The 22462-nt window shown below is 61.3% G+C and carries 24 protein-coding genes and 3 tRNA genes; 10 read left to right on the plus strand and 17 right to left on the minus strand.

Features of this window, described 5'->3' with window-relative positions:
• The first annotated feature begins 80 nt into the window (after positions 1-80).
• Both OEG79_RS10865 and OEG79_RS10870 read left to right on the plus strand, forming a co-directional pair.
• The gene (locus OEG79_RS10865; protein WP_264145044.1) at positions 81-1481 is read left to right on the plus strand and encodes an iron-containing redox enzyme family protein; all 1401 of its coding nucleotides are present in this window, start codon (positions 81-83) and stop codon (positions 1479-1481) included.
• Positions 1482-1495: 14 nt separating this feature from the next.
• Entirely contained in the window at positions 1496-2461 is a 966-nt protein-coding gene (locus OEG79_RS10870) for a class I SAM-dependent methyltransferase (RefSeq protein WP_264145045.1), read from the plus strand.
• A 47-nt stretch (positions 2462-2508) separates the two neighbouring features.
• Here OEG79_RS10870 and OEG79_RS10875 read toward each other — a convergent pair whose 3' ends face one another.
• The 9 genes from OEG79_RS10875 to gorA all read right to left on the minus strand — a co-directional run bounded on the left by OEG79_RS10875 (position 2509) and on the right by gorA (position 8604).
• Positions 2509-2979 (minus strand): hemerythrin domain-containing protein, encoded by a 471-nt coding sequence (locus tag OEG79_RS10875; RefSeq protein WP_264145046.1) that lies wholly within the window; start codon positions 2977-2979, stop codon positions 2509-2511.
• 77 nt (positions 2980-3056) lie between these two features.
• Positions 3057-3227 (minus strand): general stress protein, encoded by a 171-nt coding sequence (locus OEG79_RS10880; protein WP_264145047.1) that lies wholly within the window; start codon positions 3225-3227, stop codon positions 3057-3059.
• A 91-nt stretch (positions 3228-3318) separates the two neighbouring features.
• Positions 3319-4173: an SDR family oxidoreductase gene (locus OEG79_RS10885; RefSeq protein WP_264145048.1), complete on the minus strand. Its 855-nt coding sequence runs from the start codon at positions 4171-4173 to the stop codon at positions 3319-3321.
• 27 nt (positions 4174-4200) lie between these two features.
• Positions 4201-5064: a UTP--glucose-1-phosphate uridylyltransferase GalU gene (galU, locus tag OEG79_RS10890; RefSeq protein WP_264145049.1), complete on the minus strand. Its 864-nt coding sequence runs from the start codon at positions 5062-5064 to the stop codon at positions 4201-4203.
• 145 nt (positions 5065-5209) lie between these two features.
• Positions 5210-5377, minus strand: coding sequence for a general stress protein (locus OEG79_RS10895; protein WP_264145050.1), 168 nt, complete (start codon positions 5375-5377; stop codon positions 5210-5212).
• Positions 5378-5495: 118 nt separating this feature from the next.
• Entirely contained in the window at positions 5496-5945 is a 450-nt protein-coding gene (locus OEG79_RS10900; protein WP_264145051.1) for a DUF421 domain-containing protein, read from the minus strand.
• Between the two features lie 10 nt (positions 5946-5955).
• Positions 5956-6447, minus strand: coding sequence for a hypothetical protein (locus OEG79_RS10905; protein ID WP_264145052.1), 492 nt, complete (start codon positions 6445-6447; stop codon positions 5956-5958).
• Positions 6448-6614: 167 nt separating this feature from the next.
• Complete coding sequence (locus OEG79_RS10910) at positions 6615-7238, minus strand: trimeric intracellular cation channel family protein (RefSeq protein WP_264145053.1); 624 nt, start codon at positions 7236-7238, stop codon at positions 6615-6617.
• Positions 7239-7245: 7 nt separating this feature from the next.
• Positions 7246-8604 carry a glutathione-disulfide reductase gene (gorA, locus tag OEG79_RS10915; protein ID WP_264145054.1) on the minus strand — a complete coding sequence of 453 codons (1359 nt, stop codon included), beginning with the start codon at positions 8602-8604 and terminating at the stop codon, positions 7246-7248.
• Positions 8605-8675: 71 nt separating this feature from the next.
• Between gorA and OEG79_RS10920 the strand changes: the two genes are divergently transcribed.
• Complete coding sequence (locus tag OEG79_RS10920; protein WP_264145055.1) at positions 8676-9110, plus strand: VOC family protein; 435 nt, start codon at positions 8676-8678, stop codon at positions 9108-9110.
• 141 nt (positions 9111-9251) lie between these two features.
• On the opposite strand, the gene galU (OEG79_RS10925) is transcribed toward OEG79_RS10920, so the two are convergent.
• Positions 9252-10091 (minus strand): UTP--glucose-1-phosphate uridylyltransferase GalU, encoded by an 840-nt coding sequence (gene galU, locus OEG79_RS10925; RefSeq protein WP_161866841.1) that lies wholly within the window; start codon positions 10089-10091, stop codon positions 9252-9254.
• Between the two features lie 273 nt (positions 10092-10364).
• Here galU (OEG79_RS10925) and OEG79_RS10930 point away from each other — a divergent pair, with 273 nt between their 5' ends.
• The 3 genes from OEG79_RS10930 (at position 10365) to OEG79_RS10940 (ending at position 13959) form a co-directional block, all read left to right on the plus strand.
• Complete coding sequence (locus OEG79_RS10930) at positions 10365-11012, plus strand: hypothetical protein (protein ID WP_264145056.1); 648 nt, start codon at positions 10365-10367, stop codon at positions 11010-11012.
• A 161-nt stretch (positions 11013-11173) separates the two neighbouring features.
• The gene (locus OEG79_RS10935) at positions 11174-12967 is read left to right on the plus strand and encodes a thiamine pyrophosphate-requiring protein (RefSeq protein WP_264145057.1); all 1794 of its coding nucleotides are present in this window, start codon (positions 11174-11176) and stop codon (positions 12965-12967) included.
• 17 nt (positions 12968-12984) lie between these two features.
• Positions 12985-13959, plus strand: a complete 975-nt coding sequence (locus tag OEG79_RS10940; RefSeq protein ID WP_264145058.1) for an SDR family oxidoreductase — start codon at positions 12985-12987, stop codon at positions 13957-13959.
• Positions 13960-13967: 8 nt separating this feature from the next.
• Here the strand turns inward: OEG79_RS10940 and ligD are convergent, their stop codons facing one another.
• The 3 genes from ligD to OEG79_RS10955 all read right to left on the minus strand — a co-directional run bounded on the left by ligD (position 13968) and on the right by OEG79_RS10955 (position 17695).
• The gene (gene ligD / locus OEG79_RS10945; protein WP_264145059.1) at positions 13968-16496 is read right to left on the minus strand and encodes a DNA ligase D; all 2529 of its coding nucleotides are present in this window, start codon (positions 16494-16496) and stop codon (positions 13968-13970) included.
• A 15-nt stretch (positions 16497-16511) separates the two neighbouring features.
• Positions 16512-17372 carry a Ku protein gene (locus OEG79_RS10950; protein WP_264145060.1) on the minus strand — a complete coding sequence of 287 codons (861 nt, stop codon included), beginning with the start codon at positions 17370-17372 and terminating at the stop codon, positions 16512-16514.
• A 98-nt stretch (positions 17373-17470) separates the two neighbouring features.
• The gene (locus tag OEG79_RS10955) at positions 17471-17695 is read right to left on the minus strand and encodes a PLDc N-terminal domain-containing protein (RefSeq protein ID WP_264145061.1); all 225 of its coding nucleotides are present in this window, start codon (positions 17693-17695) and stop codon (positions 17471-17473) included.
• 185 nt (positions 17696-17880) lie between these two features.
• Between OEG79_RS10955 and OEG79_RS10960 the strand changes: the two genes are divergently transcribed.
• The 4 genes from OEG79_RS10960 to OEG79_RS10975 all read left to right on the plus strand — a co-directional run bounded on the left by OEG79_RS10960 (position 17881) and on the right by OEG79_RS10975 (position 21242).
• On the plus strand, positions 17881-18753 hold the full coding sequence (locus tag OEG79_RS10960) for a DUF72 domain-containing protein (RefSeq protein WP_264145062.1): 873 nt from the start codon (positions 17881-17883) through the stop codon (positions 18751-18753).
• 67 nt (positions 18754-18820) lie between these two features.
• Complete coding sequence (locus OEG79_RS10965; RefSeq protein WP_264145063.1) at positions 18821-19228, plus strand: antitoxin Xre-like helix-turn-helix domain-containing protein; 408 nt, start codon at positions 18821-18823, stop codon at positions 19226-19228.
• Positions 19228-19923 (plus strand): RES family NAD+ phosphorylase, encoded by a 696-nt coding sequence (locus OEG79_RS10970; protein WP_264145064.1) that lies wholly within the window; start codon positions 19228-19230, stop codon positions 19921-19923. Before OEG79_RS10965 ends, OEG79_RS10970 begins: the two co-directional genes overlap by 1 nt.
• 224 nt (positions 19924-20147) lie before the next feature.
• Positions 20148-21242 carry a type I restriction endonuclease gene (locus tag OEG79_RS10975; RefSeq protein ID WP_264145065.1) on the plus strand — a complete coding sequence of 365 codons (1095 nt, stop codon included), beginning with the start codon at positions 20148-20150 and terminating at the stop codon, positions 21240-21242.
• 193 nt (positions 21243-21435) lie between these two features.
• Here the strand turns inward: OEG79_RS10975 and OEG79_RS10980 are convergent.
• The 4 genes from OEG79_RS10980 to pgsA form a co-directional block, all read right to left on the minus strand.
• Positions 21436-21522: transfer RNA gene (locus OEG79_RS10980), tRNA-Leu, on the minus strand.
• A 121-nt stretch (positions 21523-21643) separates the two neighbouring features.
• A tRNA-Cys gene (locus OEG79_RS10985) sits at positions 21644-21717 on the minus strand.
• Positions 21718-21755: 38 nt separating this feature from the next.
• A tRNA-Gly gene (locus OEG79_RS10990) sits at positions 21756-21831 on the minus strand.
• Between the two features lie 67 nt (positions 21832-21898).
• Positions 21899-22459, minus strand: coding sequence for a CDP-diacylglycerol--glycerol-3-phosphate 3-phosphatidyltransferase (gene pgsA, locus OEG79_RS10995; protein WP_264145066.1), 561 nt, complete (start codon positions 22457-22459; stop codon positions 21899-21901).
• Between the last annotated feature and the right edge of the window lie 3 nt (positions 22460-22462).

The following is a 22462-nucleotide window of genomic DNA, read 5'->3' on the forward strand; positions in this document are numbered from 1 at the left end:
GTGGCGAATTTAGGTGGAATCTTTGTTCAGGCAAGGCCCTCCTAAACAGAACATGGACCCGTTTTCAGGAGACTTGACTCATGTCGATCGCCAGTTTCATCGACACGCCTGCCGCGCAAAGCATTTCCCTGGTTCCTGCCACCGGACCCTGGCAAACCCTCTATCACCAACTGATGGACGAGCCCGAGCCGGGCCATCCGCAAGCACGCGAGTTTCTTCTCGAGTGCCTGCAGGAGGTCGCCGGGCTGCCCTGCGAGCTGCCGCAAAGCCCCTATGAGCTGGCAGCCTGGTCGCTACGCCAGACTCAGCAGGTGACTGCCGATTACGCCAGCTATCTGGAGGGACGCCGATCCGGCCAGGGCCGCCGCTACTTCCCGCGCAAGGCGCATGCCCTGCATTTTCTCCGTGCGGTGGCGCCGACCAAGCTGGTCGACGGTGCCTGGCTCTACGGCACCCTGCCCCACTGGCGCGATTACCGTGTCTATCCACTGGTGCGAACCTACCTGGAAGAACTGGGCGACGGGGTGCCGGCACAGAATCATGTGCTGCTGTATCGACAACTGCTGGCGAGCCAGGGCTGTGATGATGCGCTGGAGCTGGATGATGCGCTGTATCGTCAGGGCGCGATCCAGCTGGCGCTGGGGCTGATGGTGGACGAGTTCCTGCCCGAGGTGATCGGTTACAACCTCGGCTACGAGCAGTTGCCTCTGCACCTGCTGATCAGCGCGTTCGAACTCAACGAGCTGGATATCGATCCCTATTACTTCCAGCTGCACGTCACCATCGACAACGGCTCCACCGGCCACGCTGCCAAGGCGGTACAGAGCGTGCTGGACAACCTGCCGCGGGTCGGCGATGCACAGGCCTTCTATGAACGGGTGATGCGCGGCTATCTGCTCAATGACCTCGGGCCTGGCTCCACCGCCGTGATCGACAGCTTCGAGCTGGAGCAGCAGGTACTGCAGATGCTCGAACGCAAGCGCACGGTGGCCAGCCTGGTGCATTCCGACTACTGCCGCATCGAGGGCCGCACAGTTAACCAGTGGCTGGGCAACTCGGGTGACGTGGCAGGCTTTCTCGAGGCCATGCAGCGCAACGGCTGGATAAAACGTGACAAGGACCCGGCGGAGAGTCGTTTCTGGCGTCTGGTGGAGGGTCAGGGCGCGGCCATGTTTGGGGTCTTCAGCCCCTACGAGCGCCAGTTGCTGCATGACTGGATCGCCGGGGACTGGCAACAGGCCGAGCAGCGCCCACCCTTTCGCGCACGTCGTCCGAGCAAGAGCGCCCTGCCCGCCGAAGGCAGTACACAGCATGGTGAGCTGGACCGCGAGCGCCGCGACATGCTCCGCCAGCTGCAAGGCCTGGATGCCTATCGACGCGAATGCCGCCTGATCGAACTGCAATCGCCAGGACAGCACTGGCGCAGCGCCGGCCTGGCTGCCACCCGCACCTTCACGGCGTTGATGCAACAGCCACGCTGACTCAGGAGTCGCACATGCGCGAACACACCTACGACGCCCCGCAAACCCTCGCGCTGCTGCGCCTGGGTAGCCTGCTACGGGCGCGTGGCTACCACTTCGTCACCCCGACTCCGCTCACCCATGAACGGGTCAATCAGCGTGCGGACAACGCCATGGCGAACGACCTGCGCGACGTGTTCGGCTGGAGTCGCCCCTTCGCCGACGGCACGCTCGATGAGGAAATCGTCGCAGCCATGCGTGAAGCGCAGGTCCTGCAGTCTCATGCGCTGGGCTGGATCAGCCAGGTACGTTTCTCCAGCCTGGGGGACGAACTCTACGTGCACTCGCGCTTTCCCACCGAGGAGAGCGACGCGGTGTTCTTCGGCCCCGATACCTATCGATTCACCCGCTGGCTGCGCGAATACCTGAAGCACGCGGATCAGCCGTTGCGGCGCATTGCCGATATCGGCTGCGGCGCCGGCCCAGGTGCGATCACCGCGGCGCAGTTGCGCCCGGGGGCCGAAGTCATCGCACTGGATATAAACCCCAGGGCACTGGCCATGACTGCGGTGAATGCGCGCCAGGCCGGTATCGACAACCTGCGTGTTCAGCGCAGCGACCTGCTGCGAGATGTGCCGGGCCAGTTCGATCTGATCATCGCCAACCCGCCCTACATGCTCGACCCGCAGCAGCGGACCTATCGCCACGGCGGTGGCTCGCACGGCGCCGGGTTGTCCCTGGCGATCTTCGACGCGGCAATGGAGCGACTGGCACCTGGCGGTACATTGCTGCTCTATACCGGTGTGGCGATCTTCGATGGGGAGGACCCATTCCTCAATGCAATTCGCCTGTCACTTCGCGATACCGGCTGGGACTGGGACTACCAGGAAATCGATCCGGACGTGTTCGGCGAAGAGCTGCAGAAAACCGAGTATGCTCAGGCCGAACGCATTGCCTGCGTAGCCTTGCGCCTGACCTATCAGGCCAGTTCGCAAGGCTAAAGCCGCGCCTGCGAATGGCAGGCGCGGCTTTTTCTTTCCAAGGATGCTCAGGCTGCCTTGGCCTCGACACTGCTCTTCAAATACTTGCGCAGTACCTCCATGGACTCGCCCAGCTCCTGCAACTGCTGTTTGCTCAGCAGCTTGCGGGCCTGAGGGAACATGTCGCGCTCCTCTTCCTCGATGTGGTGTTCGAGCAGCTCCTTGAGCACTTTGACCCGGCCCGCGAACTCGAGGGCGGACGGCGGAGTCTCCTTGATGTCGGGCAACACCAGCGCTTCCACGGCGCGGTGCTCTTCCTTGGCCTCGGTGGTCAGCACTGCTTCGTCCTTGTTGCCCGCCTGCCTGAATGCCGGATAGAAGATCTGCTCTTCGAGCTCGGTATGGATCTTCAGTTCCTGTTCGATCCTGGCCAGCAGCTTCTTGCGTGTCTGCACCGCTCGCTCGGTGGTTTCTTCGAGCTTGCTCAGCAGGTCTTTGACGGTATCGTGGTCCTTCTTCAGCAGTTCGATGGCATTCATCGTCTTGCTCTCCTCAGGTCTGCCAATCACATCGTTGGAAATGCCAGGGCCCGCTTCAAGCGGGCCCTGGGTAGCGGTCACGAATCGCGAGCGCCGTGGCTTTTCTGGCCACCCTTGCGTCCTGCCTCGGAAGCTCTCTGGCGGTCATTGGCGAAATTGCCACCGCTGTTGTGGCCACCTTTGCGGCCGGCCTCCGAGGCCCTCTGACGATCATTTGCGAAGTTACCCGGATTTTTGTTGGTCGCCATTACTGGTACCTCCTGAGAATTTTTCGCGAGGCGGATTTGCCTCTACATAATTTCAGGCAGGCGCTTCGCCGAGTTGTTCAGGCTTTTTTCATCAGCCATTGACCACGCTGCCACCGTTGACATGGAGCATCTGCCCGGTGACGTAAGAGGCGTCGTTGCTTGCCAGATAGACGAATGCCGGCGCGACCTCCGAGGGCTGTCCGGGACGTCCCAATGGCGTGTCGGCGCCAAACTCGGAAACCTTCTCGGCACTGAAGGTCGACGGGATCAGGGGCGTCCAGATCGGCCCCGGGGCAACACCATTGACCCGTATGCCACGCGGCGCCAGGTTGATCGACAGCGAGCGGGTGAACGAAGTGATCGCACCCTTGGTGGAGGAATAGTCGAGCAGCATGGGATTGCCCTTGTAGGCCGTCACCGAACTGGTGTTGATGATGCTCGAGCCCGGCTGCAGATGCTGCAGCACGGCCTTGGTCAGATGAAACATGGCGAAGATGTTGGTGCGAAAGGTCTGCTCCCACTGCGCCTCGTCGAGTGCTTCGAGGTCGCGCTCGGGGTGCTGCTCGCCGGCGTTGTTGACCAGGATGTCGATGCGTCCCCACTTGGCGATCACCGCATCGACCACGCACTGACAGAAGCTGCCGTCGCCCACGTCTCCGGCCAGGGCGATGGCCTCGCCACCGTGCCGCTTCACTTCATCGAGGGTTTTCTGCGCGTCCTGGTCTTCATTGAGATAGACCAGAGCGACGTTGGCGCCCTCCAAAGCGTAGTGCACGGCAACGGCGCGACCAATGCCGCTGTCGCCGCCAGTGATGATCGCCACCTTGCCAGCCAGCTTGCCGGCGGCGCGGTAATCGTCGGCCAGGTACACCGGCTCGGGATGCATGGCGTGCTCGACACCAGGCTGGCGCTCCTGATGCTGAGCGGGCAGTGTCTTGTCGTTCATCTTCACATCCTCCCTTCGGACAAGCGTTCAGACGGCCTGCAGACGTGGGCTGGCGGTCACCGGGTGGGTCTTGTGGCGATTCTCGAAGCAGAAGTTGGTGGCCTGTACATAGCCTTCGGCCGAACCGCAGTCGAAGCGGCGTCCCTTGAACTTGTACGCCAGCACGCAGCCCTGCTGGGCCTGCTTCATCAAGGCATCGGTGATCTGGATCTCGCCGCCCTTGCCTGGCTCGGTCTGTTCGATCAGCTCGAAGATGTCGGGAGTGAGGATGTAGCGGCCGATGATTGCCAGGTTCGACGGCGCATCCTCGGGGCTGGGTTTTTCCACCATCCGCTCGATACGGAAGATATCGTCACGCAGCGCTTCGCCGGCAATCACGCCGTAGCGCGAAACCTCCTCCATCGGCACTTCCTGAATGGCGACGATGGAGCAGCGGAACTGTTCATAGAGCTTGACCATCTGCGCCAGCACGCCGTCGCCTTCCAGGTTCAGGCACAGGTCATCGGCCAGGACCACGGCGAACGCCTCGTCGCCGATCAGCGAACGGCCAGTGAGGATGGCGTGGCCGAGGCCTTTCATCTCGATCTGGCGGGTGTAGGAGAAGGTGCACTGATCGATCAGGTGGCGCACGCCACTCAAGGATTTCTCCTTGCCGGTGTTGGAAATCTCGTGCTCCAGCTCGTAGCTGATGTCGAAGTGGTCTTCCAGCGAGCGCTTGCCGCGGCCGGTGACGATGGCGATTTCGTTAAGCCCGGCTTGCAGTGCTTCTTCGACGCCATACTGGATCAACGGGGTGTCGACTACCGGAAGCATTTCCTTGGGCATCGACTTGGTGGCGGGAAGAAAACGGGTGCCGTAACCGGCTGCGGGGAACAGGCATTTCTTGATCATGGTTTCTGTACCAGTTGAGTGACTCGGTACTAGAACCTGACCTGCCCAAAGCGTTTGCGGTTCAAGGTATTTCGCGCGTTGCCGTTACGTTGCCCGAATGGAGAAAGGAGGCCCTTAGAGGGCCTCCCCAAGGCTACGCAATCAATCAACTGCGCCCCCCACCGTGGCTGCTCTGGCCACCCTTGCGGCCTGCTTCGGAGGCTTTCTGGCGATCATTGGCGAAATTGCCGCCGCTGTTCTGGCCGCCCTTCTTGCCGGCTTCGGAAGCTTTCTGACGATCGTTGGCGAAGTTGCCTGGATTCTTGTTGCTCATGTCGCTTCTCCTCAGTGATGGGCAAAATTGCCCGTGCACTGTTTTGGAGAAAGTACCTTGCGCGGATGTTCAGGCTAATTCCCCGCCTCGCTCGGCAATCACTGACGAGCGGTCATGCTCATTTCTCTTCGGACCGCCGGATGATGGAGATCTTGCCGTTACGCTCGATGATCGCGTATCGAATCTGATCCAGCCGCTCCAGTCCATTCTCCCGCGCCGACTCCATGAGATCGTCCATCGTCAGGCGTGCCTTGTTCATGCGCCACTGCATCGGCACGCCGTCCTCGACGATGATGGTCGGCGAACCATCGAGCAGCCGCGCCAGCCAATCGTTGCGGCGTTTGAGCAGCGAAGCACCAACGTCCAGAGCGATCAGGGTCGCGATCACCAGAATCATGTTGGTGACGGAGAAGTCATCACCCAGCAGCGCCTGCTGAGTCGCCTCACCAATGATCAACAGCAGTACGAAATCGAAGGTAGTCAGCTGCGCCAGCGAGCGTCGGCCAGACAGCTTGAAAAGAATCAATAACGCCAGGTAGACGGCGCCGGCACGCAGTACCGCATCCATAATCGCCTCCTCAGGGGTAGATGAACTGATTCAGCTCGACCTGCTGGCCGGCTGCACGGAGTGTGGTGCGATAGGCGCCAATCCCGTCAGCCGTGAGGCGCAGGCTCACGGTGATACGCTCAGCCTCCGTGCTGAAGTCGAGAATCAAGCCACCCGCTCCATCGCTGGCACTGCGCATCGGCACGGGCTGGATCGACTCAATGGAAAAACCCTCCAGCAGTTCACCGGCAATATGTAGCCGCGGCGTGCCCTGAAGGCTCACCTTCAGCGGCGTTTGCGCACCGTTGCGGGCGAAACGCTGGTATTCGACCTGCAGTACATCCTGCGCCTCACCAGTCTGGACATGGCTGAGCGGCCCTTTGGAGAATAGCCCGGCCAGGGCCAAGGCCATGAGCAGCAGCAGGCCATACCAGCCCAGACGCTCTATTTGCCAGCCACGGATCTGCAGGGCCATGTTTTCCCGGACGGGAACGTTACGACTGCTTTGTTCAGGTAAGTGCATGTCGGTCTCCTCCTGAAACCTATGACCTGCCATCCATGGCAAACATTTCCTTGATGTCTCAACCAAGCCGGACGCGCGTTGCACACATCCCATCTGCCGGCATGACAGGCTGGGTCAACTGCATAACGGGAAGCACTACACGAAGGCGATAGCTTCAGCAGAAATGTTCAATGCCGGTCAAGCAGATGGAAACGCGGCAGACCCAGATGCCAGTGGATCGCCGCCAGGCGGGCCGCCAGTACCACGAACATCGCTGCGGCGGTATCCAGCCAGTGCGGCGTTCCCAGCATGCGCAGACCGATGAAGGTAAGCGCGCCGGCGATGCAGGCGGTGGCGTAGATTTCCTTCTGGAAGATCAGCGGGATCTCGTTGCACAGCACGTCGCGGATCACCCCGCCGACGACACCGGTCATAACCCCCATGATCACCGCGGTACTGATCGGCGTACCGTTCTGCAGCGCCAGCTCGGTGCCGTACACGGTGAACACCGCCAGACCGAAGGCATCGGCGACCAGCAGACCTTTCTCGTGAATTGGCCGGGTCATGCGTACCCAGGCCACGGTACCCAGCGCCGCCAGGGACGCGACGAGGATGTAGGTGTCGTCGCGAATCCAGCTCACCGGATGGTTGTCGAGAATCAGGTCGCGCAGCGTACCGCCACCCAGCGCGGTGACGATGGCCATCACCAGCACGCCGAACAGATCCATGGACTTGCGTCCCGCCATCAGTGCACCGGTGATGGCGAACACCGCTACGCCGAACAGGTCGGCGAAATAGAAAAGCTGTTCCATGCTGTCCTCAGCGGTTGACCGGCGTACGCAGGGTGACGAATTCCTCGGCAGCGCTCGGGTGCACGCCTATGGTCTCGTCGAAGATCTGCTTGGTTGCACCGGCCTTGAGCGCGATGGCCAGGCCCTGAACGATCTCGCCGGCCTCCGGGCCGACCATATGGCAGCCCAGCACGCGGTCGCTGTCGGCATCGACCACCAGCTTCATCAGGGTACGCTCCGGATTTTCGGTAAGGGTCAGCTTCATCGGGCGGAAGCGGCTTTCGAAGATCTTCACCTTGTGGCCGTCTTCGATGGCCTGCTCTTCGCTGAGGCCAACGGTGCCGATGTTCGGCAGGCTGAACACGGCGGTGGGGATCATGCGGTAGTCCAGCGGACGGTATTGCTCGGGTTTGAACAGTCGGCGTGCCACGGCCATGCCTTCGGCCAGCGCGACCGGAGTCAGTTGCACACGGCCGATCACGTCGCCGATGGCGAGAATCGACGGCGTGGCGGTCTGGAACAGATCATCGACTTCGATATAGCCGCGTTTGTCCAGCTTGACCTCGACATTCTCCAGGCCGAGGTTGTCCAGCATCGGTCGGCGTCCGGTGGCGTAGAACACGCAGTCGGCCTCCAGCACGCGGCCGTCCTTGAGCGTGGCAGCGAGGCTGCCGTCAGCCTTGCGTTCGATGCTGGCGATGTCGGCATTGAACTGCAGGTCCATGCCCTTCTTGCTCAGCTCGTCGCGCAGATGCTCACGCACCGCGCCGTCAAAGCCACGCAGGAACAGATCGCCGCGATACAGCAGCGAAGTCCGTGCGCCCAGGCCATGGAAGATCGAGGCGAACTCCACGGCGATATAGCCGCCGCCGACCACCAGTACACGCTTGGGCAGCTGCTTGAGGAAGAAGGCCTCGTTGGAGCTGATGGCGTACTCGCGACCGGGAATGTCCGGAATCTGCGGCCAGCCGCCGGTGGCGATGAGAATGCGCTCGGCGCTGTGGCGCTGGCCATTGACCTCGACGGTATGGCCATCGACGATGCGCGCATGGCCTTCGAACAGGCTGACGCCACTGTTGGTCAACAGATTGCGGTAGATGCCGTTGAGGCGCTCGATCTCGCGGTTCTTGTTGGCGATCAGCGTCGCCCAGTCGAAGCTCGCTTCGCCAAGCGACCAGCCGAAATCTGCAGCCTGCTCGAAGTCCTCGGCGAAATGCGCACCGTACACCAGCAGTTTCTTCGGTACGCAGCCGACGTTGACGCAGGTGCCGCCCAGATAGCGGCTCTCGGCGACCGCGACGCGGGCACCAAAGCCAGCGGCGAAGCGCGCCGCGCGTACGCCGCCGGAACCGGCGCCGATCACGAACAGATCGAAGTCGTAACTCATTTTGGGTATCTCCTTGGCAGATGGGGAGCATACCGTAAAGCCCAGCGCTAAGCTGAAAGCAGGAGGTTGATATGCGCCCTACCCTGACTCATCTGGCCCTGCACGTCCCCGATCTCGATGCCTGTATCGCTTTCTACACGCGATTCTGCGGCATGCAGGTGATCCACGAGCGCCCCGGCAAGGGCACACGTATCGTCTGGATGGCCGAACCGGGCAAGGAGCACCAGTTCATCTTCGTCATCATGCCTGGCGGTCAGGATCGCAACCTGGCGGCCAATGACTACAGTCACTTCGGTTTTGCCCTGAGCAGCCGCGAGGAGGTCGACCGTATCGCTGCACTGGCCGAGCGCGAGGGTTGCCTGATCTGGGCGCCACGCGATGAGCCCTACCCGGTGGGCTATTACTGTGGCCTGCGCGACCCTGCCGGCAACTACGTGGAATTCAGCTACGGCCAGCCACTCGGGCCCGGTTCGGAGCAGATGCCAGTCCCTAGGTACGGCCAGTGATTCGAGCACAACAGTTTCGCGGACAAGTCCGCGAAAAAACATTCGGTCCGGTAAAGCAATGAAGAACACCGCGATCATGCAAGACAATCGCGGCGTTTTCTCAACTGACGACCTTACCCCGAGTGCTGACCTGACGGCGAATCAGAACGCCTTGCCGGTCTTGTACAGATTCTCGAAGCAGAAATTGGTCGCGTCGATGTAACCCTCGGCGCTGCCGCAGTCGAAGCGCTGCCCCTTGAACTTGTACGCCATCACGCAGCCCTGCTGGGCCTGGCGCATCAGCGCGTCGGTGATCTGGATCTCGCCCCCCTTGCCCGGCGGCGTGCTGCGGATCAGATCGAAGATGTCCGGAGTAAGGATATAGCGGCCGATGATCGCCAGGTTCGACGGCGCGTCCTCGGGCTTGGGCTTCTCTACCATGTTGCTGACGCGGTAGATGTCCTCGCGGATCATCTCGCCGGCGATCACGCCGTACTTGGAAGTCTCATCCCGCGGTACTTCCTGGATCGCGACGATGGAGCAGCGGAACTGGTTGTACAGCTTGACCATCTGCGCCAGTACGCTGTCGCCTTCGAGGTTCAGGCACAGGTCGTCGGCCAGGACCACGGCGAAGGGCTCGTCACCGATCAGCGGCTGACCGCAGAGGATGGCGTGGCCCAGGCCTTTCATCTCGACCTGACGGGTGTAGGAGAAGCTGCACTCGTCGATCAGGCGGCGGATGCCAACCAGATACTTTTCCTTGTCGGTGCCCTTGATCTGATGCTCGAGCTCATAGCTCACGTCGAAATGGTCTTCCAGTGCGCGCTTGCCACGGCCGGTGACGATGGAAATCTGGTTGAGACCAGCCTCCAGCGCCTCCTCGACGCCATACTGGATCAGTGGCTTGTTCACCACCGGAAGCATTTCCTTGGGCATCGCCTTGGTCGCTGGCAAAAAACGGGTGCCGTAACCGGCAGCGGGGAACAGGCATTTCTTGATCATGTGATTCCCAGATTAAGGGGTGATTGGAAAACGCGGCCAGTCTATCAAGCCGCACCAGCCATACAACCGCGGACATGTCGATGTCCCGGGCTCTTTTGTTCTCTCCCATCCATATATAGCTGCATCGCCACAGTTTCCAGGGATGCTGCAATCGCCAACAACGCCGCTGGCAGTTAGAGGCAAGCGCCGGCCATATCGCCTGACTGGCGTTGGCGCAGAGCCGCTTGTATCTTCGACAGCCAGCATTGGAAACCCGACTATAAGGAACCCGTCATGCGCGCACTGGCTATCGCCGCCCTCGCCTGTTCTGCCGCCACCGTCTTCGCCGCTACCCCGACGCCGCCTTCGCAGGCGCAGATCGCCGCCTGGTCGCCGGCAGAAATCAACGAAATGGGGCCGAGCATCGACAGATTGCTGCCTGTCACGCTCAGGAGTGGTGAGCAGGCCTATCTCGCGTCCGTGTCCTACGAGAATGCCGGGCGCAATTTCTGGGCCGGCTACCTGCTGGTGCGCCCGCAGATCGGCGAGGCGCGACCATTGGATGAATTCGGCGGGCAGTACAACCAGATCCGCACCCTGGACGAATACAGCGCCAGCCACTCCGCGGTGATCATCGGCGGCGCGGGCTCGGGTCAGGGCACGGTGGAGAGCAGCTATTCGCTGGTGGTGTTCGATGGCTGGTCGGCGAACACGCTGTACAGCGCCAGCGAGTCCGACAATTCGGGCAACTGTGGCGCCGATGTGGAGCGTTACTGCACCGGCAACAGGGTATTCATCAATGTCTTCGAGGGCGACGCCAACAGCAAGCGTGTCGGCTTGCTGGTCAGCAATCTCAAGTACTCTTCGCCGGACATCGAAACCACGCCCTATCAGTACAGCCATGAGTCGGAAATCCTGTTCCTGGACAACCCCAACCGGTAATCGCCGCCCGGGGCGCCACGGCGCCCCGCACTGACCGCAGGTCAAACAGTAGAAACTTCCGACGCCGCCTCACGTCCACCCTAATCAGCGGTCATGACATCGGTAGCCGCCTGGTTGCCGCAGCCTCGTCTGGCCGAAACTCGATCTAGCGGAGGGTGCAGATGACCACGACAGTCGGAGATTTCATCGTCGAGCGGCTTTACCAGTGGGGCGTGCGGCGCATCTATGGGTATCCCGGAGACGGCATCAACGGCGTGTTCGGTGCGCTCAGCCGGGCCAATGGAAGGATCCGCTTCATCCAGGCCCGGCATGAAGAGATGGCTGCCTTCATGGCTGCGGCAGATGCGAAATTCTCCGGCGGGCTGGGCGTCTGCATCGCCACCTCGGGCCCTGGCGCGACCCACTTGCTGACCGGCCTCTACGATGCGCGCATGGACCATATGCCAGTGCTGGCGATCACCGGTCAGCAGGAGCGCACCGCGCTCGGCGGACATTACCAGCAGGAGCTGGACCTGGTCTCGGTGTTCAAGGACGTCGCCGGCGCCTTCGTGCAGCAGGCCAGCGCACCGGCGCAGGTGCGTCATCTGATCGACCGCGCCATCCGCACCGCCGTTGGTGAGCGCCGGGTGACCGCCATCACCCTGCCCAACGATCTGCAGGAGGCCGAGTACGCCGAGCCGCCGCACAAGCATGGCACCCTGCACAGCGGCATCGGTTACAGCCGCCCGCGCATCGTGCCCTATGAAGCGGATCTGCAGCATGCAGCCGAGGTGCTCAACAGCGGCAAGAAGGTCGCCGTGCTGGTTGGCGCCGGAGCGCTGAATGCCAGTGATGAGGTCTTCGAAGTGGCGCATAAACTCGGCGCAGGGGTGGCCAAGGCGCTGCTGGGCAAGGCCGTGCTGCCTGACGACTTGCCCTGGGTCACCGGCTCCATCGGCCTGCTCGGTACGGTGCCGAGCTACAAGATGATGGAGGAATGCGACACCCTGCTGGTGATTGGCTCCGGCTTCCCCTATTCCGAGTTCCTGCCCGCAGAAGGACAGGCGCGTGGCGTGCAGATCGACATCCAGCCCGACATGCTCAGCCTGCGCTATCCGATGGAGGTCAACCTGCAGGGCGATGCCGCCGAGACTCTTCGCGCCCTGCTGCCTTTGCTGGAGAACAAGCAGGACGACAGCTGGCGCACGACCATCGAAGGGTGGCGCAGCGACTGGGATCAGACACTGGAAAGTCGCGCCATGGTCTCGGCCAATCCTATCAACCCGCAGCGGGTGGTCTACGAACTGTCGCCGCGCCTGCCCGAGCGCGCCGTCGTCACCTGCGACTCCGGCTCCTGCGCCAACTGGTATGCCCGCGATCTGAAGATTCGCCGGGACATGCTCTGCTCGCTGTCCGGCGGACTGGCTTCGATGGGCGCGGCGGTGCCTTATGCCATCGCCGCCAAGTTCGCCCACCCTGACCGTCCGGTGGTCGGCCTGGTGGGGGACGGCGCCATGCAGATGAACAACCTGGCCGAGCTGATCACCGTGGCCAAGTACTGGCGCGAGTGGGACAACCCGCAATGGGTGCTCGCGGTGTTCAACAATCAGGACCTCAACCAGGTCACCTGGGAGCAGAGGGTGATGGAAGGCGACCCGAAATTCGAGGCTTCGCAGAACATCCCCGACGTGCCCTACCACGCCTTCGCCAACTCCATTGGCCTGCTCGGCCTGTTGATCGAGCGTGAAGAGGATGTCGGCCCGGCCTGGGAACAGGCTCTGGCTGCGGATCGTCCGGTGCTGCTGGAATTTCGCACCGATCCGGATGTCCCACCGTTGCCGCCGCATATCAGCCTGGAGCAGGCCAAGCAGTTCGCCTCCACCCTGCTGCAGGTCGACCCGGACCAGCGCGGCATCCTTGCGCAAACCGCCAAGCAACTGTTCGGTTCGCTGCTGCCGGGTAAGCACAAGAAGTGATCCTTGAGGCTGTTTGAATGATAAAAAACGATTGCCCGGTGGTAGTGATCTGCGGGGCCAGCGCCGGTGTCGGCCGGGCCACCGCGCATGCTTTCGCTGCCGCGGGCTATGCCGTCGGCTTGCTGGCCCGCAGCGAGGAAGGATTGGCAGCAGCGACATCGGAGCTGCAGGCCTACGACGTCCCGACCCTGGCGATCAGCGCGGATGTGGCCGATGCCAATGCCCTTGAGCTGGCGGCGCAACGTTTCGAGGCCGAACTGGGGCCCATCGACGTCTGGGTCAACTCGGCGATGGTCACGGTGTTCGCTGCGATCGAGCAGTTGACGCCAGAGGAGATCAGGCGCGTTACCGAGGTGACCTACCTCGGCGCCGTGCATGGCACCCTGGCGGCGCTGCCCCTGATGCGTGCACGTAATCGCGGCGTGATCATCCAGGTCGGTTCGGCACTCGCCTATCGCGCCATTCCTCTGCAGTCGGCCTATTGCGCCGCGAAGTTCGCGCTACGCGGCTTCACCGACTCGCTACGCTGCGAACTCATCCACCAGGGCAGCCAGCTCAAGGTCTGCATGGTACAGTTGCCGGCGATCAATACCCCTCAGTTCGACTGGGCCCGCAACAAGCTGGGGCAACGCGTGCAGCCGGTAGCGCCCATACATGACCCCGGCGTCGCGGCGCGCGCCATTTTCAGCGTCGCGAGCGCACCTCCACGGGAACTCTGGGTCGGCCTACCTACCGTCAAGGCCATCCTCGGCAACCAGTTCTTCCCAGGCTTGCTCGACCGGCTACTGGCACGTCGCGCCTGGCAAGGCCAGCTGAGCGAGGGTCAGCGAGAAGCGGCAGGCGACAACCTTTTTTACTGCGTCGATGGTCTGCACAAGGTGCAGGGGCGCTTTACCCGCAGATCGCGTGGATACGCCCTGGCCCTGAGTTCGGCTAGAGTGACCGCCCTGCTGGGAACCTGCGCGGTATTGCTGGTCCTACTGCTCATCTGATCCGCCAATCATGGCGCTTCGGCGCCGAGCCGGTCCCACATGGCGCGGGTCAGGCGCTGGCGGTTGGCATAATCATCCCACGGGTCCTCTCGCAGCCCATCGAGACGCTGCCGCAGATTGGCGACAGTCCACTGCTGGGCGCTGCGCAGACCGTCCAGTTCGTCCCGGGCGATCGGCACCGAAACCGGCAGGCCGGGACGCGCGCGTACCGAGTAGGCCGCGACCGTACTGGCGCCACGGCCGTTGCGCAGATAATCGATGAAGATTTTTCCCACCCGGTTCTTCGGGCCTGATGTCGCGGTGAAACGCTCCGGTAACTGTCTGGCCATGAACTGCGCCAGCGCCTTGGCGAAGCCCTTGACCCTGTCCCAGTCGGCATGCCGGGCAAGTGGCACGATGATGTGGATGCCCTTGCCGCCGCTGGTCTTGAGAAACGCTTGCAGGCCCAGCTCATCGAGCACGCTCAGGGTCAGCCGGGTCGCTTCCAGCATGCTGCGCCACGGCAGCGCCGGGTCAGGGTCGAGATCGAGGACGAAATGGTCCGGTGTTTCGATGCGGTCGGTAGTGGCGCCCCAGCGGTGAAACTCGATACAGCCCATCTGTACTGCACCGACCAGAGCCGACGCGCTGTCGATCTCCATCAGCCGCGCGTGTCCCGGGTCCAGCTTGGGATCGAGGTGCTTGATATTGGGAATCGCCAGACGCTCGGCATGCTTCTGGAAGAATTGCTCTCCCCCCACCCCGTCCGGCGCTCGTACCAGCGCCACCGGCCGGTGGCGCAGATACGGCAGCAACCACTCGGCGATATCCGCGTAGAACTGCGCCAGCCGCAGTTTCGTAGTGCCGCTGTCCGGGTCGATTACCCGCTGCGGATTGCTGATCGGCACGCCGGCCACCAGCGGCTTGGCGGATGACTTGCGCGAACTTCCGGCCTTCTTGCTCTGTTTCTCCGCTGCGGCGCCTGGCGCATGTGGATGCTCACGAACGATCTGCGCCGCCGGCTTGTCACTGCGTAGGGCGATGAAACTGGCCTGGCGCACGATGCCTTCGCGCGTCCATGCGGCGAACTCGACTTCACCGACCAGTTGCGGGTCGACCCAGGTCACACCGCGGGCCTGGGCGGCCGTCAGCTTCCGTTCGAGTGGCGACTCGTCACGTTCCAACTTACGCAACTGCTCATGCAGGGTCTTGAGCGACGCTTCCCCGAAGCCGGTGCCGACCCGTCCGGCATGGCGCAGCCCACCTGCCTCGTTAACCGCCAACAGTAGCGCGCCAAAGCCGCTGCGACTGCCCTGTGGCTTGGTGTAGCCGACGATGACGAATTCCTGGCGCAGACGGCATTTGAGCTTGATCCAGTCGGCGCTACGCCGCGACACGTAGAGGCTGCCGGCACGCTTGCCGATAACGCCTTCCAGCGACATGGCGCAGGCGCTCTCGACGATATCCCGATGATGAGCGGTAAATGCTTCCGAGAAACGCAGCAGGCTACGGCGCGTGCTGCCCAAGGCAGCCTTGAGTTTGGCGCGTCGAGCTTCCAGGGGCACATCGCGCAGGTCTTCGCCGTTGAGAAACGGTGCATCGAACAGGTAGTAGACGAGATCGTGGCTGCGGCCGATGTCGAAGGCGTTCTGCAGTTGCTGAAAGTCCGGCAGGCCTTGCTCGTTGAGCGCCACGACCTCACCGTCCAGCCAGCTGTCGCTCAAGCCGAGTTTGGTCAGAGCCTTGGCCTGCTGCGGCAGGCGCTGCGTCCAGTCATGGCCGTTGCGGGTGAACAGGCGCACCTCACCGCCGCGCACCCGCGCCAGAATGCGGTAACCGTCGAACTTCACCTCATACAGCCAATCGCCTTCGGGCGGCCGCTCGGCCAGGGTCGCCAGTTGTGGCGCCAGGCTATCAGGGAACTCCGCCTGGCCCTTGCGACTTCTTGTCGGCTTGGCCGGCGCCTTGCGCTTGGCAGTCTTGCTCGGGCCACCCACCAGCGCGCCACTGATCACGCTTTGCGGCTGCGCCTCGACGATGTCGTACTCTTCACTGGAACGCGCCGTGTCGTCGCGCTCCTTGATCAGCAGCCACTGTTCCTTGTCGCTGCTGCCGCGCAGCCGGGTACGTACCAGCGTCCAGTCCCCGGCCAGCTTCTCGCCCACCAGGGTGAACTTGAGCTTTCCAGCTCGATAGGCGGCCGCCGGATCGCCCTGGGGTTGCCAGATGCCATGGTCCCAGACGATCACGTCGCCCGCGCCATAGTTGCCCTCGGCGATGCTGCCCTCGAAGCTGGCGTAATCCAGCGGGTGATCCTCGACGTGTACCGCCAGGCGCTTTTGCGTTGGGTCCAGGCTCGGCCCCTTGGGCACCGCCCAGCTCTTCAGGGTGCCGTCCAGCTCCAGGCGAAAATCGTAGTGCAGGCGACGAGCATCGTGTTTCTGCACCACGAATCGCAGCGCGCCGGCCTTGTTGCGGCGCTTGCGCGGCTGCTCGCGAGGTTCGCTGGTCTGTTCGAAATTGCGTTTGCGGTTGTATTCACTCTGCGCTCTGGCCATGGTCGGTATCCCGGCTTACTTGCGTGCAGTCCTGGCGCTCTTGCGTGGCGTGCTCGCCTTGGGCTTGGCCTTCGACTTGCTCTCGGGCTTGCCACCCAGGCTGCGCTTGAGCAACTCGGTCAGGTCGATGACATCGGCGCTGCGCCGCTCCTCCTCGCCTTCGACACGCTCGACGTTCTCGATCTTGCCGGCCTTGGCCTTCTTCTCCACCAGCGCCATGATGCGGTCCTGGAAGCTGTCCTGATATTCCTCGGGCTGCCAGTCGGCGCTCATGTCCTTGATCAGACGCTTGGCCATGTCCAGCTCGCTTTTGGCCAGCTTGGGCTTGGTTACCGAGTCGTCCAGCTCCAGCGTGTCCAGACCGCGCACTTCGCTGGGCCAGCGCAGCATCACCAATACCATTGCCGATTCGATCGGCATCAGCGCCGCCAGGTGCTGGCGGGTGTGCAGCACCACATGAGCCAGGGCCACCTTGTCGGTGCCGCTCAGCGCTTCGCGCAGCAATGCGTAGACCTTCTCGCCCCGACGATCAGGGGCCAGGTAGTAAGGCTTGTCGATGTGCTGCAGGGGAATCTGCGCGCTGTCGACGAAGGCGAAGATGTCGATCGTCTGCGTCGACTTGGGGTGCGCCTCACGAATCTCTTCTTCGCTGATCACCACATAGCGGCCCTTCTCATAGGCCACGCCCTTGACGATATTTTCCTTGCTCACTTCCTTGCCGGTGACCTTGTTCACCCGCTTGTAGCCAACCGGGTCCATGCTGCGCTTGTCCAGCCAGTCGAAATCGACCCCCTGGGTCGACGTGGCTGTCACCAGCGCGACAGGAATATGAACAAGACCGAAACTGATGGCGCCTTTCCAGATGGCCCTGGGCATATCGTTCGTCTCCTTGCTGGGCATTGCCGGCGCACCCGGCGTCTAGAACACAGTCATCCGACCATCCTGTGCTCGCCATGACAGTCAGGTCAGTTCCGCTACTTGCTGTGCTCCGGTGATGACGGCGGCGGGCTCATGCCGCGAGGCCCGAACAGGCCCCAGAGCCCCAACCCGAGCCCCGGGAACAACGCGATCAGCAGTGACCACAGGGCTTTGGCCTCTACTCCCTTGTCGCTGCGGTAGACACTGACGATCGCCCACAGGTCGAGCAGGATGATGATCACGCCGAGCGCAATGAATAACAGGCTGATTTCACCGGACATCTCGAAATTCCTCCGCACAGGTCCATACAGTTGTGGCCGCATCCATGGCCTACGGTTCAGAGAAAATTCGCTCGAATGATCGCCACCTGCCAGGTATCGAATGACGCATGCAGGCTGCGAGGTGATGCCATGAGCTTTTTCGTTCCGTACCAACAGCACCGTCCACGTCTACGGGAGGTGACAGCATGAGCGATGTACGCATCGGCATCTCCGGCTGGCGGTACGCGCCCTGGCGCGGCGACTTCTACCCCAAGGGCCTGCCTCAGCGGCGTGAACTGGAGTTCGCTTCGCGCGAGGTCAACAGCATCGAGATAAACGGCTCGTTCTACGGCCTACAGACGCCCGAGCGTTACAGTAAATGGGCAGAGCAGACGCCGGATGACTTCGTCTTCAGCGTCAAGGCGCCGCGCTTCATCACCCATGTGCGCCGTCTGGTCGACATCGACGAGCCGCTGGCCAACTTCTTCGCCTCCGGCCTGTTGGGGCTGAAGGAAAAACTCGGCCCTATCCTCTGGCAGTTCCCACCCAGCTTCCGCTTCGACGAGGAACTCTTTGCCGAGTTCGTCACCAAACTGCCGGCCGATACCGACCAGGCCCGCAGTCTTGCCCGCCACGCCTCTGCCCGTCTGCACGTGGCTGGTTATCTGGACGCCGCAGCAGATCGCCCACTGCGCCATGCCGTGGAAATCCGCAACGCCAGTTTCTGCAATCCGGCCTTCATCAAGCTGCTGCGCCGACATGGCATCGCCCTGGTAGTGGCGGATACAGCAGGCAAATGGCCTTATGCCGAGGACATCACCGCCGACTTTCTCTACCTTCGCCTGCACGGCAATGCAGAACTCTATGTGAGCGGCTATTCGCCTCAGGCCCTGCAGCATTGGCATCAGCGCATCGAAACCTGGACCGCAGGCGAGCAGCCCGCGGATGCGCGGCTGATCGACAAGACGCATAAACCCCGCCGAACAGCCCGGGATCTCTACTGTTACTTCGATAATGACGTGAAGGTGCGAGCGCCCTACGACGCGCGAGACTTGCAGCAACGCCTGCAAAAAGAATAAAACGCCCACTTAAGTCTGCAGACGCAAATATGCTATATTCTGGCCTACAGACTATAAAGGGCTTCCCATGACCGCTCCAGCCATCCAGATTGAGGACTTTTCCAAACGCCAGTGCGCAGCCGGTCTGCGCGCAGCGCTGAACATTCTCGACAAATGGCGGGCGACCGCTGAGCAGGCTTGCCGTGTGCTACGGATTTCCCGCAGTACCTACACCCGTGCCAGCCAGAACGACCCTTCGTGGACCGTCAGCCTGGACTCCGATCAGATGCAGCGCATCAGTCTGGTGTTGAATATCCATGCCGCACTACGAGTAGTGTTCGACAACCCCGATAACGTCTACGGTTTCCCTCGGATGGAGAACCACAACGAGTTTTTCAATGGCCGCAAGCCGTTGGACGTCATGGCACAAGGCGACATGATCTCGTTGTACGAGACGTTCAGGCGCATCGACACCCTGCGAGGTGCCCAGTGGTGATGCTTGGCGACCTGCCGCTGCTTGAGGACGAACCGCTACAGGCCTACCGCCTGGTCAACTCCAAGTTCCCGCCCATCGCCCTGTTCGACGATGTCGCCGATGCAGAGGACTTCGAGGCCCTCTATCAGATCCAGGCGCTGACCAATCCACGGTTACAGAACGAGATTGGCCGCCTGGAGCTGATACCGCGTGACCAGATTCCCTTTGGCATTGTCGGTTGCTCCTATGCAACGGCGCCCTTTACTCACGTCAATCCGGCAGGCTCGCGCTTCAGTGATGGCCGTTTCGGCGTGCTGTACCTGGCGGACAGAATGGATACCGCAATTGCCGAGGTGTGCTATCACCAGGAGCGCTACTGGTCGAAGGTGCCGGAACTCAACTATGAGCGCTTCGTATTCAGAGGGCTGACCGCCAGTTTCAACGAAGGAGGATTCAGAGACGCGACGGTCGTGCCACTGTCAGACCCCATCTATAAGCCGGGCGATTACACCGACTCCAACCGATTGGGGGCTGAGGCCAAAAAGGCCGGATGCAGTGGCCTGCGCTATCACTCGGTCCGCTCTGCCGGCAGTATCTGCTGGGCACTGATGACCCCACGCCCTGTCACCTCGATCATCCAGAGTGCTCATTACGAAATGATCTGGAGCGGACAGGTAATCAGCGTCAATCAGATCGCGACGCTGCTGCCGACATAGTTGTCCTCTCCCTGACGCCCACCCTACGGACAATTCCCAACGCAGTTATAAGTCTGTTCAGCCGAGAAACAGTCTCCGAAACGCTGCGTTAGAGGCCTAGATATTTGAACAGTGATGGCATTCGGTCTATATGCCTTTATGCGCCAATACGACGCTGAAGCGAAGAACCGATGCGCCCACTGCTCAGCAATATTCGCAGAAGGGAAATCCCAAGGGAGGGAGCCATGGAGTTTGAAGAGAAGCTGGCCAGTCTGGCCGCCAAGATTCGGCAACAGAAATCTGCCATCCAAACAGAAGAAGCGACCAAGACTGCATTCGTCATGCCTTTCATCCAGTCGGTTATGGGGTACGACGTGTTCAATCCACTCGAGGTTGTTCCGGAATTCACCGCAGATGTTGGTACCAAGAAAGGCGAGAAGGTCGACTATGCCATCTTGAAAGACGGCGAAATCCAGATACTCATCGAAAGCAAGAAAATCGGCGAACCGCTCAATATCAATCACGCCAGTCAGCTGTTCCGCTACTTCCATGTCACGAATGCCAGGATATCCATCCTGACCAATGGCCAGGTCTATAAGTTCTTCACTGACTTGGACGCACCAAACAAGATGGATGAGAAGCCGTTTCTCGAACTCGACCTCTTGGACATCGATGATCATGCGATCCCAGAACTTCAGAAGCTCACAAAGTCCGCATTTGATGTAGACTCGATCATTAGCGCAGCAGGCGAACTCAAGTATGTTGGCCAGATCAAGCGTGTCCTCGCCTCTCAATTCAGCCAGCCAGATGAAGACTTCGTTCGATTCTTCGCCTCACGTGTGTATGAAGGGATCATCACCCAGAAGGTACGCGAACAATTCACCCATCTCACTCGAAAGGCAGCGTCTCAATTTCTGAGCGACCAGATCAACGAACGCCTCAAATCTGCAATCACCGGAAACTCTCAACCGATCCTCGTGGCCCAGGCTCAAGCTGAACAGCCGACGACCAAGCAGCAGGACGAGACCGAAGAAAAAGACCGTATCGTGACCACCGCTGAAGAAATCGAGGGTTACACCATCGTCAAGGCTATCGTGCGGACCGAGGTCGACGTTAAGCGCATTGCTGCCCGTGATACACAGAGTTATTTCGGCATTCTGCTGGACGACAACAATCGCAAGCCGATTGCACGCCTCCACTTCAATCGCACGCAGAAGTACCTTGGAACGTTCGATGCAGACAAGAACGAAACCCGGCATCCCATCGATTCATTGGATGACATTTTCTCTCATGCCGACGCGTTGAGAGCGACCGCAAGCTTGTACGACTCCCCCGAATAAGGAAACCCTCATCCAGAGTTTTAACTTGAAGAATGGTGAACGGTAATGATGGTGCCAGGTGCAAAAAACCGACATAGAAGCGGATATCCGGCATTGCAACCCCAGTGAATTAACACTTCACCGCTTCTATGTGCTATGCACAAGCACCCACATAGCGATTGATACTGTGGGCTTGCATGGGGACTTTACTAGATGGTGCCCGAAGCCGGACTCGAACCGGCACGCCCTTGCGAGCGAGAGATTTTAAGTCTCCTGCGTCTACCGATTTCGCCATTCGGGCGGTAGCGCTGTGCGAAGGGCGGACTATATACAGCCCTCCGCGTCCTCGCAAGGCATGCAAAAACATGCTTACGAGAATGAAAAAGGCCTCGTAAATCATTGATCTACGAGGCCTTTTAGATTGGAGGCTGAGGTCGGAATCGAACCGGCGTTCACGGATTTGCAATCCGGTGCATAACCACTCTGCAACTCAGCCATGAAGCAAACGAGCCGCCGTGGCGGCTCGTGTAAAACTGGAGCGGGAAACGAGACTCGAACTCGCGACCCCGACCTTGGCAAGGTCGTGCTCTACCAACTGAGCTATTCCCGCTTGTCTTGTCGACGGCCGCCATTCTATAGAATCGAATCGCGCCGTCAACCCTTTGATTCAAAAATACTTATTTCTTTTCCGAGGTGGTGCTGAGGTGCGGCCATGCTGCCAGCAGGTACTGCAGCATCGACCACAAAGTCAGCACCGCCGCGATCACCAGCAGGACATATCCGAGCACGACCCAGAAGGTGAACACCGGCGGATTGGCCAGCAGAATGACCAGCGCCACCATCTGTGCCGCGGTTTTCCATTTGCCGAGATTGGATACTGCTACCTGTGCTCGGGCCCCCAGTTCGGCCATCCACTCGCGCAAGGCAGAAACGACGATCTCGCGACCGATGATGGTCGCCGCCGCCAGGGTCAGCCACAGATTGGAATGCTCTGCAGCCAGCAGCACCAGCGCCACGGCGACCATCAATTTGTCGGCCACGGGGTCGAGGAAGGCGCCGAACGGCGTGCCCTGCTCCCAGCGACGAGCCAGATAGCCGTCGAGCCAGTCGGTCGCGGCGGCCACGGCGAAGACGCTACTGGCCGCCCAGTAGCTCCAGGAGAACGGCATATAGAACAGCAGGATGAAGACCGGAATCAGGGCGACCCGGAGCACGGTAAGCAAGTTGGGGATATTCATCGG

Origin of the sequence: Pseudomonas sp. Z8(2022), from assembly GCF_025837155.1 — a bacterium.
Classification (GTDB): domain Bacteria; phylum Pseudomonadota; class Gammaproteobacteria; order Pseudomonadales; family Pseudomonadaceae; genus Aquipseudomonas.